The 16,128-nt window shown below is 73.7% G+C and carries 13 protein-coding genes; 6 read left to right on the top strand and 7 right to left on the bottom strand.

Annotated features, from left to right (window positions below):
* Window positions 1-12 precede the first annotated feature (12 nt).
* The 4 genes from OHV05_RS03380 to OHV05_RS03395 are packed head-to-tail and all read left to right on the top strand — an operon-like array spanning window position 13 to window position 4,961.
* The gene (locus OHV05_RS03380; protein ID WP_405016253.1) at window positions 13-1,194 is read left to right on the top strand and encodes a nucleotide disphospho-sugar-binding domain-containing protein; all 1,182 of its coding nucleotides are present in this window, start codon (window positions 13-15) and stop codon (window positions 1,192-1,194) included.
* Between the two features lie 10 nt (window positions 1,195-1,204).
* A complete protein-coding gene (locus OHV05_RS03385; RefSeq protein WP_405016254.1) occupies window positions 1,205-2,704 on the top strand; it encodes an FAD-dependent monooxygenase in 1,500 nt (499 codons plus the stop codon).
* A 6-nt stretch (window positions 2,705-2,710) separates the two neighbouring features.
* Window positions 2,711-3,694 carry an aldo/keto reductase family protein gene (locus OHV05_RS03390; RefSeq protein ID WP_405016255.1) on the top strand — a complete coding sequence of 328 codons (984 nt, stop codon included), beginning with the start codon at window positions 2,711-2,713 and terminating at the stop codon, window positions 3,692-3,694.
* Complete coding sequence (locus OHV05_RS03395; protein ID WP_405016256.1) at window positions 3,687-4,961, top strand: AMP-binding protein; 1,275 nt, start codon at window positions 3,687-3,689, stop codon at window positions 4,959-4,961. Before OHV05_RS03390 ends, OHV05_RS03395 begins: the two co-directional genes overlap by 8 nt.
* A 66-nt stretch (window positions 4,962-5,027) precedes the next feature.
* On the opposite strand, the gene OHV05_RS03400 is transcribed toward OHV05_RS03395, so the two are convergent.
* Genes OHV05_RS03400 through OHV05_RS03410 form a run of 3 tightly spaced genes read right to left on the bottom strand, consistent with a single transcriptional unit; the run spans window position 5,028 to window position 7,516 of the window.
* Window positions 5,028-5,783 (bottom strand): ABC transporter permease, encoded by a 756-nt coding sequence (locus tag OHV05_RS03400; RefSeq protein ID WP_403039676.1) that lies wholly within the window; start codon window positions 5,781-5,783, stop codon window positions 5,028-5,030.
* Between the two features lie 12 nt (window positions 5,784-5,795).
* Window positions 5,796-6,770: an ATP-binding cassette domain-containing protein gene (locus OHV05_RS03405; RefSeq protein WP_405016257.1), complete on the bottom strand. Its 975-nt coding sequence runs from the start codon at window positions 6,768-6,770 to the stop codon at window positions 5,796-5,798.
* On the bottom strand, window positions 6,767-7,516 hold the full coding sequence (locus OHV05_RS03410; RefSeq protein WP_405016258.1) for a PadR family transcriptional regulator: 750 nt from the start codon (window positions 7,514-7,516) through the stop codon (window positions 6,767-6,769). The genes OHV05_RS03405 and OHV05_RS03410 overlap by 4 nt, the downstream gene beginning before the upstream one ends.
* Between OHV05_RS03410 and OHV05_RS03415 the strand changes: the two genes are divergently transcribed.
* A complete protein-coding gene (locus OHV05_RS03415) occupies window positions 7,479-9,953 on the top strand; it encodes an excinuclease ABC subunit UvrA (RefSeq protein ID WP_405016259.1) in 2,475 nt (824 codons plus the stop codon). The two genes, OHV05_RS03410 and OHV05_RS03415, sit on opposite strands and share 38 nt — an antisense overlap.
* A 163-nt stretch (window positions 9,954-10,116) precedes the next feature.
* The gene (locus OHV05_RS03420) at window positions 10,117-11,343 is read left to right on the top strand and encodes a methyltransferase domain-containing protein (protein ID WP_405016260.1); all 1,227 of its coding nucleotides are present in this window, start codon (window positions 10,117-10,119) and stop codon (window positions 11,341-11,343) included.
* A gap of 57 nt (window positions 11,344-11,400) precedes the next feature.
* On the opposite strand, the gene OHV05_RS03425 is transcribed toward OHV05_RS03420, so the two are convergent.
* The 4 genes from OHV05_RS03425 to OHV05_RS03440 form a co-directional block, all read right to left on the bottom strand.
* The gene (locus tag OHV05_RS03425; RefSeq protein ID WP_405016261.1) at window positions 11,401-12,417 is read right to left on the bottom strand and encodes an NAD-dependent epimerase/dehydratase family protein; all 1,017 of its coding nucleotides are present in this window, start codon (window positions 12,415-12,417) and stop codon (window positions 11,401-11,403) included.
* A complete protein-coding gene (locus OHV05_RS03430; protein WP_405016262.1) occupies window positions 12,390-13,592 on the bottom strand; it encodes a nucleotide disphospho-sugar-binding domain-containing protein in 1,203 nt (400 codons plus the stop codon). Before OHV05_RS03430 ends, OHV05_RS03425 begins: the two co-directional genes overlap by 28 nt.
* Window positions 13,589-14,809 (bottom strand): acyltransferase family protein, encoded by a 1,221-nt coding sequence (locus OHV05_RS03435; RefSeq protein ID WP_405016263.1) that lies wholly within the window; start codon window positions 14,807-14,809, stop codon window positions 13,589-13,591. The genes OHV05_RS03430 and OHV05_RS03435 overlap by 4 nt, the downstream gene beginning before the upstream one ends.
* Before the next feature lie 87 nt (window positions 14,810-14,896).
* Complete coding sequence (locus tag OHV05_RS03440; RefSeq protein ID WP_405016264.1) at window positions 14,897-16,063, bottom strand: nucleotide disphospho-sugar-binding domain-containing protein; 1,167 nt, start codon at window positions 16,061-16,063, stop codon at window positions 14,897-14,899.
* Window positions 16,064-16,128: the final 65 nt, after the last annotated feature.

Consider the following 16,128-nt stretch of genomic DNA (forward strand, 5'->3'; position numbering starts at 1 on the left):
CACGGAGTCGCTGTGCGCGTCCTGTTCACGACGGCGGCCTGGCCGTCGCACTACATGTTCATGGCCCCGCTCGCCTGGGCCTTCCGCGCCGCCGGCCACGAGGTCCGGGTGGCCGCCCAGCCGCACGTGGTGGAGACCGTGCTGGCCTCCGGACTGACCGCCGTCCCGGTCGGGCCCGACCTCGACTTCGCCGCGCTGCACCGCAGGTTCGTGGCGGAGACCGATCCCGCGCTGTACCGGACCAGGGACGCGATCATCACGATCTTCCACCGGGTGGCCGAGATGATGGCACCCGACCTGGTCGCGCACGCCGAGGCGTGGCGGCCCGACCTGATCGTCCGTGACCCGGTCGCGTTCGCCGCCTCGGTGGCCGGCCAGGTGGTGGGCGCCCCGGTGGTCCGGCACGCCTGGGGTCCCGACCTGTACGGCACCGACCCCGGCAAGTGGCTGGCCCACCACGTCCTGGAGCGGCTCGGTCCGACCTACGCGCTGTACGGCGTCGAGGCGCCGGAGACCTTCGACCGGTTCGCGGTCGACCCGACCCCGCCCGCGCTGCGGATCGACGCGCCGGGGCAGTCGGTGCCGATGGCCTACGTGCCGTACAACGGCCCCGGCGTGGTGCCGTCCTGGGTGCTGGAGCCGCCGGACCGGCCCCGGGTCTGCATCACCTGGGGCACCTTCACCTCCACCGCGACCGACCAGCCCGAGATGTTCCTGGTCCCGAAGATCCTCGACGCGCTGGCCGAGCTGGAGGTGGAACCGGTGCTGGCGGTCACCGCCGCCGAGCGCGCCCTGCTCGGCGGGCACCGGCCCGGGGTCCGGATCGTCCAGGACCTGCCGATCCACACCGTGCTGCCGAGCTGCTCGGCGGTGGTCCACCACGGCGGTGCCACCACCGTGCTCTCCGCGGCCCGGTTCGGCGTCCCGCAGCTGACCATGCCGCACCTCTTCGAACAGCGGCTCAACTCCGACCTGTTGGAGGCGGCCGGCGCCTGCGTCCAGCTGACCGCCGGACAGGCCGGGGTGCCGGCGATCCGGGCCGCGGTGGCCGAGCTGATCCGGCCCGACGCCCCGCAGGCCGCCGCCTCGCGGGCGCTGCGCGAGCAGATCCTCGCCATGCCGCCGCTGGCCTCGGCGGTCGACCGGATCGAGTCCTGGCTGCGCGGCGGCGCCGCCGCGGACCTCGACGGCTGAGGGAGGCCCGATGGAGTACGACGTCGTGGTCGCCGGCGGCGGGCCGGTCGGCCTGCTGCTCGCGGCGGAGCTGCGCCTGGCCGGGGTCCGGGTCCTGGTGGCCGAACGGCTGACCGAGCCGGCCGGCCACGACCGTGCGGGGGTGCTGCACACCCGCACGGTCGAGTACCTGGACATCCGGGGCCTGCTGGAGCGCTTCAAGGACGGCATGGCGACCGTCTCGGGCCTGCCGTTCGGCGGCATCTTCAGCCGGGGCCTGGACCACACGCTGGCCCTGACCCGGCATCAGTACAGCCTGCTGGTACCGCAGTCACGGACCGAGCAGCTGCTCGCCGAGCACGCCACCGCGCTGGGCGTCGAGGTCCGGCGCGGCCACGAGCTCACCGCGCTGGCCCAGGACCCGGACGGGGTGACCGTGACCCTGGCCGGGCCGGCCGGCGAACACCGGGTCCGGGCCCGCTACCTGGTCGGCTGCGACGGCGGGCGCAGCACGGTGCGCCGGCTCGCCGGCATCGGCTTCCCGGGGTTCGCGCCCACGGTGAGCGCCCTGATCGGCTACGTCACGCTCGCCGAACGGGACCTGCCGAAACGCTGGCTGCGCACCGCGAACGGGGTGGTGGTGCTCGCCTTCCCCCCGGAGGGCGGCACCGGCCGGGTGGTGGTCATCGAGTACGGCCGACCGCACCCGCCGGCCCACCACCCGGTCGACCTGGCGGAGTTGCGGGCCGCCACGCACCGCGTCTACGGCCGGGAACTCGACCTGGTGGAGCCGGTGCAGTGGATGTCCCGGTTCAGCGACGCCACCCGGCTCGTCGAGAGCTACCGGTCCGGCCGGGTGCTGCTGGCCGGCGACGCCGCCCACATCCACTTCCCGATCGGCGGCCAGGGCCTCAACACCGGCGTCCACGACGCCGTCAACCTGGGCTGGAAGCTGGCGGCCGAGATCCACGGCTGGGCCCCGCCCGGCCTGCTGGACAGCTACCACCGGGAACGGCACCCGGCGGTCGAGCGGATGCTGCTGTACACCCGGGCCCAGCTCGCGCTGATGAACCCGGACGAGCACCACGTCACCGCGCTGCGGCAGGTGTTCGAGGAGCTGCTGCACCTGCCGGACACCAACCGGCAGCTGACCGAGGCGCTCAACGGACTCGACCTGCGCTACGGCGAACCGGACGGCGGCACCGAACGGCACCCGCTGGACGGCAGGTTCGCCCCCGACCTCGACCTGAAGGCCGACGGGGTGCCCACCCGGATCGCCGAACTGCTGCACCGGGGACGAGGGTTGCTGGTCGACCTGACCCCGGACGGCACCCCGGCCCGGGCCGCCGCACGCTGGCGCGACCGGATCGACGTCACCACCGCCGAAGCGCCGCAGGGCGCACCCGCCGCCGCCCTGCTGATCCGGCCGGACGGCCACGTCGCCTGGGCCGCCGGGCCCGAACCGGCCGCTCCGGCCGACGGCTTGGCAACGGCCCTGAACCGGTGGTTCGGACCACCGGACTGGAGGTAACACGGCATGGAGCACCGATATCTCGGCCGCAGCGGACTGCGGATCAGCGAGGTGGTCTTCGGCAACCTGCTCTACCCGCAGGACAGCACACCCGACGAGAGCGTGCTCGCCTGCCTGCGGGCGGCCCTGGACAGCGGGATCACCACCTTCGACACCGCGGACATCTACGGCCTCGGCCGGTCCGAGGAGTTGCTCGGCCGGGCGCTGGCCGGCGTGGCCCGGGACGGGGTGGTGGTCTGCACCAAGGTCTTCTTCCCGACCGGCACCGGACCGAACGGCTCCGGCCTGTCCCGCAAGCACGTCCGCGAGGCACTGCACGCCTCGCTGCGCCGGCTCGGCACCGACTACGTCGATCTCTACACGGCGCACCGCTACGACCCGAACACACCGCTGGAGGAGACCATGTCCGCCTTCGCGGACCTGGTCAGGGCGGGCCGGGTGCTCTACCTCGGGGTCTCCGAGTGGACCGCCCCGCAGATCACCGAAGCGGCCCGGCTGGCACGCGAGTTGAACGTCCAGCTGGTCTACAACATGCCGCAGTACTCGGCGCTCTGGCGGGAGCCGGAGGCGGAGGTGGTGCCGGCCTGTGAGCAGTTGGGGATCAGTCAGGTGCCGTACTTCACCCTCGCCCAGGGCGTGCTGACCGGGAAGTACCGCGCCGGCGCGCCGGCGCCGGAGGGGTCCCGGGGGTCCGCCGAACTGGTCGGCGGGCGGGCCAGGTTCATGCGGCGACTGCTGACCGAGCAGGTGCTCGGCCGGGTCGCCCTGCTGGAGCCGGTGGCGGCCGAGGCGGGCCTGACGCTGTCCCAGCTGGCGGTCGCCTGGGTGCTGCACCGCCCGAACGTGGCGGGGGCGGTGATCGGCGCCTCCCGGCCGGAGCAGGTCAGGGAGAACGCCGCCGCGTCCGGGGCGAAGCTCGACCCGGCGACCATGGCCAGGATCGACGAGGTCCTCGGCCCGGTGCTCGACGACGGAGGCTCGGATGGCTGAGCAGCACCGGCTGCTGCCCCCGGCCGGGCGCACCGGGCGCGGCGCTCCGTCCCGCTACGCGGCCGAGCTGTTCGGCGGGCTGCGCCGCTGGCCGGGCCGGACCGCGCTGGTGGACGGCGAACGGCGGGTGGGATTCGGCGAGTTGCTGGAGCAGAGCAGCCGGATCGCCCGGGCCCTGGAGGACCAGGGGATGACCCACCGCGAGGGGGTGGTCTGCCTGGCCGGCAACTCCCCCGAGCACGTCGCCCTCCGGCTGGCCGCCCACCTGCTGGGCTGCCGGTTCGTCCCGCTGCACGCGGGCGACCCGGCGGACGTCGCGGCGGTCCGCGCGGTGGCCGCCGAGCAGCGGCCGGCCGTCTTCGTGGTCGACCGGTGGGGCGCCCGGGCGCTGGGCCGGCCGGAACCTGGGGTGTTCTCGCTCGGCGTGCCGGGCTTCGGCACCGACCTGTCGGCCCTGGCCGACCGGATGCCGGGCGGGACGATGCGGCCGCAGGCCCGGGAGCAGGACGTCGCCCTGGTGGCGTACTCCCGGGGCACCACCGGACGGCGCCGGGGCGCGGTGCACCGGTTCACCGCGATGAACGTCACCTGGCGGCGCCCGCACGAGGGCGAACTCGGCGACTTCCCGGCCGGGATCACCACCCTGGCGGTCAGCCCGCTGGCGGGCAACGGCGGCGAGGTCGCGCTGATGCTGATGCGGGCGGGCTGCACGGTGCGGCTGATGAACGGCTTCGACGCCGGACGGGTGCTGGCCACCGTGGCGGCGGAGCGGATCACCAGCACGTACCTGCCGGCCCGTCAGTTCACCGAGCTGGTCGCCCATCCGGACCTGGACCGCACCGACCTGTCCAGCCTGCGCTACCTGCCGTACGGGAACGGTCCGGTCCCGGCCGCCGTGGTGCGCCGCGCGGTGGCGGCCTTCGGGCCGATCCTGTCGCAGAACTACGTGAGCAGCGAGATCCGCGCGATCAGCCTGCTGCGGCCCGAGGACCACCGCGCGGCGGCCGGGCCCAGGCCCGAGCTGCTCGGCTCGGTCGGGCAGCCGCTGCCGGCCGTCGACGTACGGGTGTGCGGCCCGGACGGCGAGCGGCGGCCGGTGGGCGGCGTCGGCGAGATCCGGCTGCGCGCCCCGCACCTGATGAGCGGGTACTGGCGCGATCCCGCCGCCACCGGGCGGGTGCTGGCCGGGGGTTGGCTGCGGACCGGGGACCTGGGCCGGGTCGACCGCGAGGGGTACCTCTACCTGGCGGGCCGGCTGCCCGGCTGACGGGTCGTCGACCGCGAAGGGCCCGGGGAGCCTGACGGCTCCCCGGGCCCTTCCGTGCGGTGGCGGTCAGGCGTTCTCGCGGGCGAAGGTGCGGGTGCCGACCAGGACGCAGACCCCGGCCAGCGCGACCGAGACCAGCGTGCCCTCCAGCACGGTCGCGGTGGCGTAGTGACCGGCGAACAGGTCGCGGATCGCCTCCACCACGTACCGCAGCGGGTTCAGCCGGGAGATGACGTCCAGCCAGGTCGGGGCCAGGCTCATCGGCAGCAGGATGCCGGCCAGCAGCATGATCGGCAGGGCCGCCGAGGTGAGCAGCGGGGCGAACTGGTCCTCGGACTTCAGGGCCACGCCCAGGGCGAGCGAGAGCGAGGCCAGCGCGACGCCCAGCAGGACCACCAGCACCACGGCGGCCAGGATGCCCGGCAGCACGGCGCGCAGGCCGAGCAGGAAGCCGACCGCGACGATGATCACCGACTGGGTGAGCAGGATCGCCACCTCGCGCCCGACCCGCCCCATCAGCAGGGCGAACCGGCTGACCGGGGTGACCCGCAGCCGCTCGATCACGCCGGAGCGGACGTCCGAGATGATCCCGAAGCCGCAGAACCCGGCGCCGAACAGCGCCAGGTAGACCAGCACGCCCGGCACGAAGGTCTGCCAGGTGTCGCCGTCCCCGCCCATGCCGCCGACCTTGGTCAGCAGCGGGCCGAAGAGCAGCAGGTAGAGGACGGGTTGGACCAGGCCGAGGATGATGGTGATCTTGTTCCGGAAGGTGAAGCGGACCTGGTTGTCGAAGACCAGCAGGGTGTCACGGAGTGTCTGCATGTCGACCTCTGTTCAGACGGCGCCGGCGGTGGCGGCAGCGGGTTCCTCGGAGCGGCCGGTGAGGGTGAGGAAGACGTCGTCCAGGGTCGGACGGTCCACCTGCACGGACACCGGCTCGACTTGGCGCGCCTCCAGCGCGCGGAGCAGGTCGATCATGGTGCGACTGCTGTGCTCGGTCCGGAACCGGAGCGTGTCCCCGGTGGTGACCAGCCCGTACGGACCGGCCAGCCCCTCGACCACGGCGGCCGCCTCCCGGGCGCTGCCGGGCGCGACCTCGATGGTGACCGCGTCGCCCGCGACCCGCCGCTTGAGCTCCTCGGGGCTGTCCTCGACCAGGATGGTGCCGCTGTCCATGATGAGGATCCGGTCGCAGAGCGCGTCGGCCTCGTCCAGGTAGTGGGTGCTCAGGAAGACCGTGGCCCCGAGTTCGTCGCGCAGCCGGCGGATGTGCTCCCACAGCTGGCTGCGGCTGGTCGGGTCGAGGCCGGTGCTGGGCTCGTCCAGGAAGATCAGCGGCGGTCGGTGCACCAGCCCGAGGGCGATGTCGAGCCGCCGCCGCTGGCCGCCGGAGAGGCTGCCGACCACTCGGTCGGTCAGGCCCTCCAGGCCCAACTGGGCTGCTAGCGAAGCGATCTGGGTCTGCGCGGCGGCCTTGGACATGCCGTACAGCCGGGCCTGCAGCATCAGCTCGTTGGCGACCAGCTCGGCCGGGTTGGCGCCGCCGCCCTGGGCGACGTAGCCGATCCGGCGGCGGACGCCGACCGGGTCGGCGAGCAGGTCGGCACCGGCCACCACGGCGGTGCCGGCGGTCGGGCGCAGCAGGGTGGTGAGCATCCGCAGGGTGGTGGTCTTGCCGGCGCCGTTCGGGCCGAGGAAGCCGACGATCTCACCGGCGGTAACCGTGAAGTCCACCCCGCGCACCGCGTTCACCTCCCCGTGCGGGGTCTGGAACGTCCGGGCCAGCCCGTGGACTTCGATCATGTTCATGTGTGGACCTCCATGGTCGGATCGTCGGTCTCGTCGGCTGCTCCGGAGTCGTCGACAGCTGGGCCGTCGGCTCTGTCGACCGGACGAGGCCCGGAACCGTCGGCGACGACCTGCTCAATCACGCGGTCGAGGTCGTCCTGCCAGGCCAGCTCGGCGTCCAGCTGGATCACCCGGCGGCGGAACATCGCCGCGTCCAGCGGTCCGATCGCGCCGGACCTGAGCAGGGCCTCACCCTCCGCCGCGATGCCGTCGCGCATCCCGCGGATCGCCTCGCGGCGGCGCTTGAGCAGACCGAGCAGGGTGGGCAGGTCGTCGGTCCGGGTGAACAGCAGCGCGACCCCGAACGGGTCGGTGCCGTGGTGCACCTCGGTGACCGCCTCCTCGCGCAGCCCGCGCAGCTCCGTCTCGCCCTGGTCGGTGATGCGGTAGACGGTCCTGGCCGGGCGGCGGCCGACCTGCTCGGTGCGGACGGATTCGACCTGTCCGGTCTCGTCCATCGTCCGGAGCTCACGGTAGAGGGCGCCGACGCTGACGCCGCCCCAACTGCTGACGCTCGTCACCTCGGCGATGCGGCGGATTTCGTGGCCGTGCATCGGACCACTGTTCTGCAGCGTCCCGAGAACCATGAGTCGAGTTAGATTCACGGCTTTAGTATCGTGAGAGTAGTATCGCGAGTCAAGTTCATCGGACGGCAGCGGAGGAGCAGCAGTGAGCCACCCGGACCACGTCCCCGGCGGGGATGTCATCGAGATCGTCGGCGCCCGGACGCACAACCTCAAGGACGTCAGCGTCACCTTCCCGAAGAACAAGATCGTCGCGTTCACCGGCGTGAGCGGCAGCGGGAAGACCTCGCTGGCCATCGACACCGTGCACGCCGAGGCCCAGCTGCGGTACCTGAACGGCATCTCGCCGTTCTTCCGGCAGTTCATCTCCCCCAAGGACCGGCCGCAGGTGGACCGGATCAGCGGGCTCGGCGTCACCCTCGCGGTCGACCAGCGCCGGCTGAACCGCAGCCCCCGCTCCACCCTGGGCAGCATCAGCGGGCTGAACGACTTCCTCGGACTGCTGTTCGCCCGGCTGCCCGCGCTCGGCCCGCTCGCCCTCGAACACCCCGAGCTGCGCAACCTGACCAGCGCCTACTTCGACCGGTACAGCATGGAGGGCCGCTGCAAGCGGTGCGCCGGGATGGGCCACACCGACAGCGCCGAGCCGGACCGGATCATCACCCGGCCCGACCTCCCGCTGTTCGGCGGCGCGGGCGCCTGGCTCGAACGCACCAACTCCGGCGAGCACCTGGCACTCCCCACCCTCGCCGCCCTGCACGGCGCCGACCTCGACCTGCCCTGGCGCGAGCTCCCCGAATCCTTCCGGACCGCCGTGCTGCACGGCACGGACGGCGAGCCGGTCTCCTTCAAGATCACCAGCAGGCACAAGAAGTCCGGCACCGAGACGGTGATCGAGCGCGCCGTCCCGCTGATCGGCGCGGTGGCGGAGGTCACCCGGCTGCACGAGGCGTCCGGCACCGACACCGCGCGCGAAACCTACGCCCGCTTCATGGTCCGGGTCCCCTGCCCCGCCTGTCACGGCACCGGCTTCGGCGAGACCGCCCGCACCCTCGAACTCGGCGGCCTCACCTACCCGGAGGTGATCAAGCTGCCGGTGGAGGACCTGCGCAGCTGGGTGGACGGCGTCGACGCCACCCTCACCCCGATGCAGCGCGAGGTCGCCGTCCACGTGCTGCCGGACCTCGCCCGCCGGGTCCGGCTGATGGTCGAACTCGGCCTGGGCCACCTGACGGTGACCCGGACGGCCCCCTCACTGTCCGGCGGCGAGCTCCAACGCGCCCGGGTCACGGCGCAGTTGAACATGGATCTGACCGGCATCATCTTCGTCCTGGACGAGCCCAGCGCCGGCCTGCACCCGGCCGACAAGCACCCGCTGCGGGAGATCCTGACCGATCTGCGGGACGCCGGGAACACCGTCCTGCTGGTCGAGCACGACCCCGAACTCATCGCGCTGGCGGACTGGGTGGTGGACCTCGGCCCCGGCGGCGGCCGCCGGGGCGGCACCCTGGTCGCCTCGGTGCCGACCGCCGAGCTGAGCAGCCACCCGGACTCGGTGACCGGCGCCTACCTGGCCGGCCGCGGCCCCCGGGTGCACCGCCCCGAGCGGTCCGACCCGCGCACGGCCGCCCGCCTGAGCCTGCTCGGCGTCGACGTGCACAACGTGCAACTGGACCGGGTGGACATCCCGTTGAACACCCTGACCTGCATCACCGGGGTCAGCGGCAGCGGCAAGAGCAGCCTGCTGCACGAGGCGCTGGGCCGGGGCCTGGACTCCGTCCTGCGCGGCGAACGCCCCGCCGCGATGGCCGGCGTCGAGGGGGCCGGCCGGCTCGACTGGGTGACCGTGGTCGACCAGGACCCGATCGGCCGCACTCCCCGCTCCAACCCCGCCACGTACACCAAGGCGTTCGACATCATCCGCAAGCTCTTCGCGGCCACCCCGCGCGCCAAGGCACTCGGTCTGGGGGCCGGGGCGTTCTCGTTCAACTCCCCCGGCGGCCGCTGCGAGACCTGCACCGGCTACGGGCGGCGGCAGGTGGACCTGCACTTCATGCCCGACATGTGGGTGGAGTGCGACGTCTGCGAGGGCCGCAGGTTCACCCCCGAGGTGCTCGGCGTGACCTACCGGGGCAAGGCGGTGGACCAGATCCTGGCGATGACCGTGGACGAGGCCGCCGACCTGCTCACCGAGCCCGCCGGGCTGGCCGCGACCCTGCGCGCGATCCAGCGGGCCGGTCTCGGTTACCTCCAACTCGGCCAGAGCGGAACCGAGTTGTCCGGAGGTGAGGCGCAGCGGCTGAAGCTGGCGAACGCGATCCTGCTCGGCACCGGCGGCCGCGGCCGCGGCCTGGTGCTGCTGGACGAGCCCGTCACCGGGCTGCACCCCTCGGACGTGCAGCGGATGGTGGACGCCTTCGACATCCTGCTGGCGAGCGGCAACTCGGTCGTCATCGCCGAGCACGACCTGCACGTCGCGGCCTGCTCCGACTGGGTCATCGACATGGGCCCGGGCGCGGGCCACCGCGGCGGCCGGGTGGTCGGCCAGGGCACCCCGGCCGAGATCGCCGCCGGTCCGGGGGTGACCGGCGCGTACCTGCGCCGGGTGCTCCCGGTCTGACCGGGCGGGCGGCCGCTCGTCCAGCACACTTCAACCGTTTGTCGAGTCGCGTTGGGAACGATCCCGATCACAGGGACCGCCCCGGGCACGGGGCGGTCCGGCTCGGGGCCACCGCCCGACCGGCCGGCGGGTCCGCGTCATCGACAGGAGTTGAGGAGCCATCATGTCTGCCACGTCCCGATGCCGTATCTGCGGCGGCGCCCTCCACGAGTTCTTCGACTTCGGCCGACAGCCCCTGGCCGACGCGTTCGTCGACCCGGGCGGCGGCACCGAGGAGTTCTTCCACCGGCTGGCGGTCGCGATCTGCGACGCCTGCACGATGGTCCAGTTGCTGGAGGACGTCCCGCGCGAGCGGATGTTCCGGACCGACTACCCGTACCACTCGTCCGGCTCCACGGTGATGCAGGAGCACTTCCGGGCCACCGCCCGGCACTTCCTGGACACCGAGCTGAGTGAACCCGACGCGTTCCTGGTCGAGTTCGGCAGCAACGACGGCATCATGCTCGACACGGTGCACCGGGCCGGCCGCCGCCATCTCGGTGTCGAGCCGTGCACGGGCGTGGCGGAGGCCGCCGCCGCGAAGGGCATCCGGGTCCGCAACGCGTTCTTCGAGGAGTCCTCGGCGGCGGAGATCGCCGCCCAGGACGGCCCGGCCCAGGTGATCTACGCCGCCAACACCTTCTCGCACATCTCCTACGTCGACTCGATCTTCCGGGGCGTCGACGCGCTGCTCGCCCCGGACGGGGTCTTCGTCTTCGAGGACCCCTACCTGGCGGACATCGTCGAACAGACCTCCTTCGACCAGATCTACGACGAGCACTTCTACTTCTTCACCGTCCGCTCCGTGCAGGCGATGGCGACCCACTACGGCTTCGAACTGGTCGACGTGGAGCACCTGACCGTGCACGGCGGCGAGATCCGCTACACCGTCGCGCGGCGCGGCGCCCGGGTGCCCACGCCGGCGGTCGGCCTGTTCCTGGAGCGGGAGAAGGCGGCCCGGATCACCGAGCGGGACACCCTGGCCCGGTTCGCGGCCGCCGTCGACCGGGTGCGCGACGACCTGCGCGCGGTGCTCGAGCGCTGCCGGGCCGAGGGCGCCACGGTCGCCGGGTACGGTGCCACCGCGAAGAGCGCCACCCTCACCAACTACTGCGGCATCGGCCCCGAGCTGGTCTCGTACATCGCCGACAGCACCCCGGCCAAGCAGGGCAAGCTCAGCCCCGGGTCGCACCTCCCGGTGCGCACGCCGGAGGAGTTCGCCGCCGACTACCCGGACTACGCCGTGCTGTTCGCCTGGAACCACGCCGAGGAGATCATGGCCAAGGAGGAGGGATTCCGGCGCGCGGGCGGGCGGTGGATCGTCTACGTGCCCGAGGTGCGGATCATCTGACCGGCGCCCCGGCACGGAACGGGCCGGCCCCGCTGGGGCCGGCCCGTTCCGTGCGGCTCACCCCCGGTCGGCGAGATCGGCCGCCAACTCGGCCAGGGACTCCGCGAGTTCGCGCCGGGGGTGCCAACCGGTGGCGGCCCGGAAGGCCGAGGCGTCGACGACCGTACCGGCCGCGTCGGCCGCCGTCGCCGCCTCGGGCGGCTCCACCGAGTCGACCGGGACCGGTGGCCGGCCGGTGCGGGCCGCGACGGCCCGGGCGATCGCCGTGAAGAGCTCCCGGACCTGGACCGGCCGCCCGGTGCCCACCGTCCAGTGCCGGCCGGAGAGTCGGGCACCGTGGTCGAGGCAGGCCGTGAACGCGGCGGCCGCGTCGGCGACGTGCAACAGGTCCCGGACCACGCCGCCGGTGCCCCAGACCGTCAGCGGCTGCCCTGCCAGGGCGCGCCGCACCATCGCGGCCACCACCCCGTTGCCCTCGGGGCCGGGGCCGCGGCCGTACACGGTGGGCAGGCGCAGCGACACCCCGCGCAGCATCCCCTCGGCGGTAGCCGCCATCAACTCCCGTTCGGCGGACAGCTTCTGCCGGGCGTAGACGGTGGTCGGCCGGTCCGGTCCGGTGCCGTCGACCAGCCCGGCCCGGCCCGCCTGGGAGGCCGAGCCGGCCAGCACCAGCAGCGGGGCCGGCCGGCCGGTCCCGCGCAGCGCACCCGCGATCTCCCGCACCAGGCCGGCGCCCAACCGCTCGCCACGCTGCTCCCCGGCCTGCTCCACAGCCCGCCAGCCGACCGCCCGGTCGAGCTCGGCGACCAGGTGCACGACCGCGTCGGCACCCGCCACCGCCTCGGCGGCCGCCCCGGGCGCGGCCAGGTCGGCGAGCACGCTCTCGCAGTCCGCGACCGGCTCCCCGGGCAGCACCGGGGCCCGCCGGGCCACCAGGCGCAACCGGACCGGCCGCCGGGCGAGTTCCGCCACGACGGCCGATCCGAGATAGCCCGAGGCCCCGAGGACGACGACCAGCGGTGCGCGGCCGTCGCCGGGGGCCGCCGTCACGACCCGCCGGCCGCGAGCTCGCACAGCGTTTCGGCCACCTCGCGCGGGGTGGGCTGGGCCAGGATCTCCGCCCGCAGCCGCCGGGCGGCCTCGGCGTACGAGCCCTCCCCGAGCACGGCCTCGGCGGCGGCCCGGACCTCGGCCGCCGAGGTCCGCCCGGTGGGCAGCACGCGTGCGGCGCCGGAGCCGGCCAGCACCTCGGCATCGCTGATCTGGTTGGGCAGTTGCGGCAGCAGCAGCTGCGGCACGCCGTGGTGGGCGGCGGTCAGCGCGGTCATGAAGCCACCCTGGTGGACCAGCAGGGCGCAGCCGGGCAGCAGCACGTGCAGCGGCAGGTTCTCCAGCACCCGGACACCGGGCGGCGGGGTGCCCAGCCGCTCCCGCTCCTCGGCGGTGACGGCGACCACGATCTCCGCGTCGAGCCCCGCCAGCCCGGCCAGCGCCTCGGCCAGCGGGGTGCCGCCGCCGTCCAGCACGCCGGTGGTGGAGGTGCCCCAGGTCAGCGCGATCCGCGGCCGGTCGCCGGGCCGGTCGGCCCAGTCGGGCACCGTGCCGGGGCCGTTGTAGGGCGGCCAGCGCAGCTGGAGCCGGGTGGGTGCGGGCGGTGCCTGCAGGCTGGGCGGGCACGGTGAGACGGTGCGGTGCGCCGGGTCCGTCCCGCGCAGGTCCAGGCCGTGGCGCCGGTACGGCTCCCAGTAGCCGGGCAGGATGTCGAGCAGCTTCTCGCCGCCCTCGGAGCCGAGGATGTCCGGCCCCCAGAGGTGGCGGATGCCGGGCACGCCGAGGACGTGTGCGGCCACCAGTCCGGCCGGGGCCATGGTGTCGCCGATCACCAGGTCGGGGCGCCAGGCGCGGGCGAAGGCCACCGTGTCGTCGAGCGCCGCGCCGGTGGCCTCGGCCCAGGCCCCGAACAGCCCGCCGTCGTCGGCCTCGGCCGCCGCGCGGATGTCCTCGGCGGTGCCCGGGGTCCCGTCGGCCCGCTCCTGCGGCAGCGTCCGGCGACGCACCGCCAGGTAGTCGACATCCGGACCGACCGGGACCATCGGCATGCCGGAGCGGACGACCGCCGGCCGCATGGAGGGCTGGGCGGCGACCCGGATCTCGTGGCCGGCCGCCCGCAGCGCCCAGGCCAGCGGCACCATCGCCATGTAGTGGGTGGGCCAGCCCGAGGCGGTCACCAGGACGCGAAGTTCGGTCATTTCTCCACCAGTTGGTTCGCTCGGTCCGCCTGGTCGGCGCGCGGGTGCGGCGCGTCGTGCGAGGCGGTGGTGATCGGCAGGGGCGGGACGTCGCGCGGGCGCAGCAGCCGGACCATCGGACGTTCCACCAGCCGGTACAGCAGCCAGGCGGCGGTCAGCGCGAGCACGAACTGGGCCGCGAACGACAGCAGTCCGACCCACCAGGACAGCACCGGCAGCGGCACGGGCAGCAGGTCGGCCTCCACCCCCGCGTTCCACAGGCGGCTGAACAGCTCCTCCTGCACCAGCAGATGGGTCAGGTAGAAGGACAGCGAGAGCTCGCCGAACCAGACCAGCGGCCGCCAGCGCAGCGGCGACCAGGAGTTGGCGACGTCGGCACGGCTCAGCGCGGCGATCAGCAGCGCGAACGGGACCACCATGCCGGCCCCCAGCTGCAGGTAGCCGGGCAGGTACAGGTTGACGCCCCATCCGACGGCCGTCAGCAGCAGCGCGACGGCCACCCCGGGCCCGCGCCAGGCTCCCCGGCGCACCAGCAGGGCGACCGCGATGCCGATCACGAACTCCGCCATCCGCATCGGCGGGAAGACATAGGCGAACCAGTAGCCGATCGGGCCGCCGTAGTCCGCGGTCGCGACCATCTCCATCGGGTCGGGGTGGGTCAGCGCGAAGGTGTGCTCGACCACGTACGGCAGGCCGAAGGCGAGCGCGACCGAGACCCCGGCGGCGACGTACAGCTGCCAACTCCTCGCCCGGGCCAGCAGGAAGATCAGCACCGGGAAGCAGAGGTAGAAGAACGCCTCGCAGCTGAGCGACCAGTCCAGACCGGTCATGGTCAGGTAGTACCACTGGCTCGGCACCCAGTTCTGCACCAGGAGCAGGTGCGACAGGGTGACCTTCGCGCCGGGGGCGCCGTACCGGACCGCCACCAGGGCGAACGCGATCGCGACGGTGGCCAGGTGGACCGGGTAGACCTTGGCGATCCGCCGCCGGTAGAACGAGCGGGCGGTGTCGCCGGGCCGCGCGATGTAGGTCAGCACGAAGCCGCTGAGCAGGAAGAAACAGGAGACGGCGGGCCCGCCGGAACGGGAGAACAGGACGTGGAAGACGTTCTGCACGAAATCCGAGTCGAACGTCCCGCCGGCGAAACTGAAGGAGAGGAAGAAATGCGCACCGAAGACGGTCAGGGCGAGAATTCCGCGCAATCCGGTGAGCGACACCAGATGACCGGCGACCGGCCCCGGGGAAACGGTTGCGGCAGGCGGTGATTTTCTCATGAATGCCTCTCTCTGCTGAGATCTGGGACGTCAGGCCAGCTTTTCGAGTTCGGCGACCAGGTCGGCCGGGGCGGGCTGCTCCGCCATCTCGGCGGCCAGCTTCCGGGCGGCGTCCCGGTAACCGCCGTCGGCCAGCACGGCGGCGACCCGCTCGCGGATCGCCGCGACCGGGTCCGCCTCCCGGTCGAGCTCGCCGTAGGTGAGGTGGACGCCCGCGCCGGTGGCGGCCTGGCGCTCGGCGTTCAGGGTCGGCTCGGGCCGGCGGGTGACGGTCACCTGCGGCACCCCGGCCCGGGCGGCGGTGAGCGTGGTGCCGGCCCCGCCGTGGTGGACCACCGCCGCGCAGCTGGGCATCAGCAGGTGCAGCGGCAGCGACTCCACCGTCCGCACCGAGGGCGGCAGCGCACCGAGCAGCTCGCGCTGGTCGGCGGTGGTGGCCAGGACCACCTCGACCGGCAGTCCGGCGACCGCCTCGACCGCCTGCCGGAGCAGGTCGGTCATCGCGGAACCGAGCAGCTTGGCCGTGGTGGCGCCCCAGGTGATGCAGACCCGGGGCCGCTCCGGCGGGTCGAGCAGCCAGGACGGCATCGTGCCGGAGCCGTTGTAGGGGACGTACCGCTCGGTCCGGACGTCCGGCAGCGGGCCGAATCCCATGCTCGGCGGACACAGGTCGAACCAGGCGGCCGGCCGCAGCCGCACCTCGGCGCCGACCCGCTCGAACAGTTCGACGTAGCCGTCCTGCGGCTGGTCGCCGAAGCCCTTCATCTCCAGCTTCTGCAGGCCGGGACTGCCCCAGAGGTGGCTGACGTTCGGCACCCCGAGCGCGGCGGCGACCACCGGCCCGGCGTACGAGACGGCGTCGTGCACGACCAGGTCGGGCCGCCAGTGCCGGGCGAACGCCAGCAGGTCGTCCAGCATCCGGCCGGCCAGCGCGAACTGCCGCTGGCCGAGCGCCTCCAGCAGCTGCCGGCGCGGTGCGTCGAGCAGCCCGGGCTCGACCGGCCAGCGGGCCGGCCAGCGGTCGCGGTCGTGCCAGCCGGCCAGCTCGCGGTTGCGGGCGCTGCCACCGAGGTCCACCGCCGCGCCGACCTCCACCATCGGCAGTCCGGACCCGGTCACGGCCGCGGTCAGCGACGGCGCGCTGGCGACCCGTACCTCGTGGCCGGCCGAACGGACCGCCCATTCCAGCGGAACCATCGGGAAATGGTGGGAAGGTGAGGGGAAAGTCGTGAACAGCACGCGCATTTTCTGGACCCTCCGAA

The sequence above is a fragment of the Kitasatospora sp. NBC_00070 genome, assembly GCF_045041205.1.
Classification (GTDB): Bacteria; Actinomycetota; Actinomycetes; order Streptomycetales; family Streptomycetaceae; genus Kitasatospora.

Excerpts from the sequence above, each read along its gene's own strand:
- OHV05_RS03385 (WP_405016254.1), top strand. The coding sequence starts at position 1,205 with ATGGAGTACGACGTCGTGGTCGCCGGCGGCGGGCCGGTCGGCCTGCTG.
- OHV05_RS03390 (WP_405016255.1), top strand. The coding sequence starts at position 2,711 with ATGGAGCACCGATATCTCGGCCGCAGCGGACTGCGGATCAGCGAGGTG.
- OHV05_RS03395 (WP_405016256.1), top strand. The coding sequence starts at position 3,687 with ATGGCTGAGCAGCACCGGCTGCTGCCCCCGGCCGGGCGCACCGGGCGC.
- OHV05_RS03400 (WP_403039676.1), bottom strand. The coding sequence starts at position 5,783 with ATGCAGACACTCCGTGACACCCTGCTGGTCTTCGACAACCAGGTCCGC.
- OHV05_RS03405 (WP_405016257.1), bottom strand. The coding sequence starts at position 6,770 with ATGAACATGATCGAAGTCCACGGGCTGGCCCGGACGTTCCAGACCCCG.
- OHV05_RS03410 (WP_405016258.1), bottom strand. The coding sequence starts at position 7,516 with ATGACATCCCCGCCGGGGACGTGGTCCGGGTGGCTCACTGCTGCTCCT.
- OHV05_RS03420 (WP_405016260.1), top strand. The coding sequence starts at position 10,117 with ATGTCTGCCACGTCCCGATGCCGTATCTGCGGCGGCGCCCTCCACGAG.
- OHV05_RS03430 (WP_405016262.1), bottom strand. The coding sequence starts at position 13,592 with ATGACCGAACTTCGCGTCCTGGTGACCGCCTCGGGCTGGCCCACCCAC.
- OHV05_RS03440 (WP_405016264.1), bottom strand. The coding sequence starts at position 16,063 with ATGGTTCCGCTGGAATGGGCGGTCCGTTCGGCCGGCCACGAGGTACGG.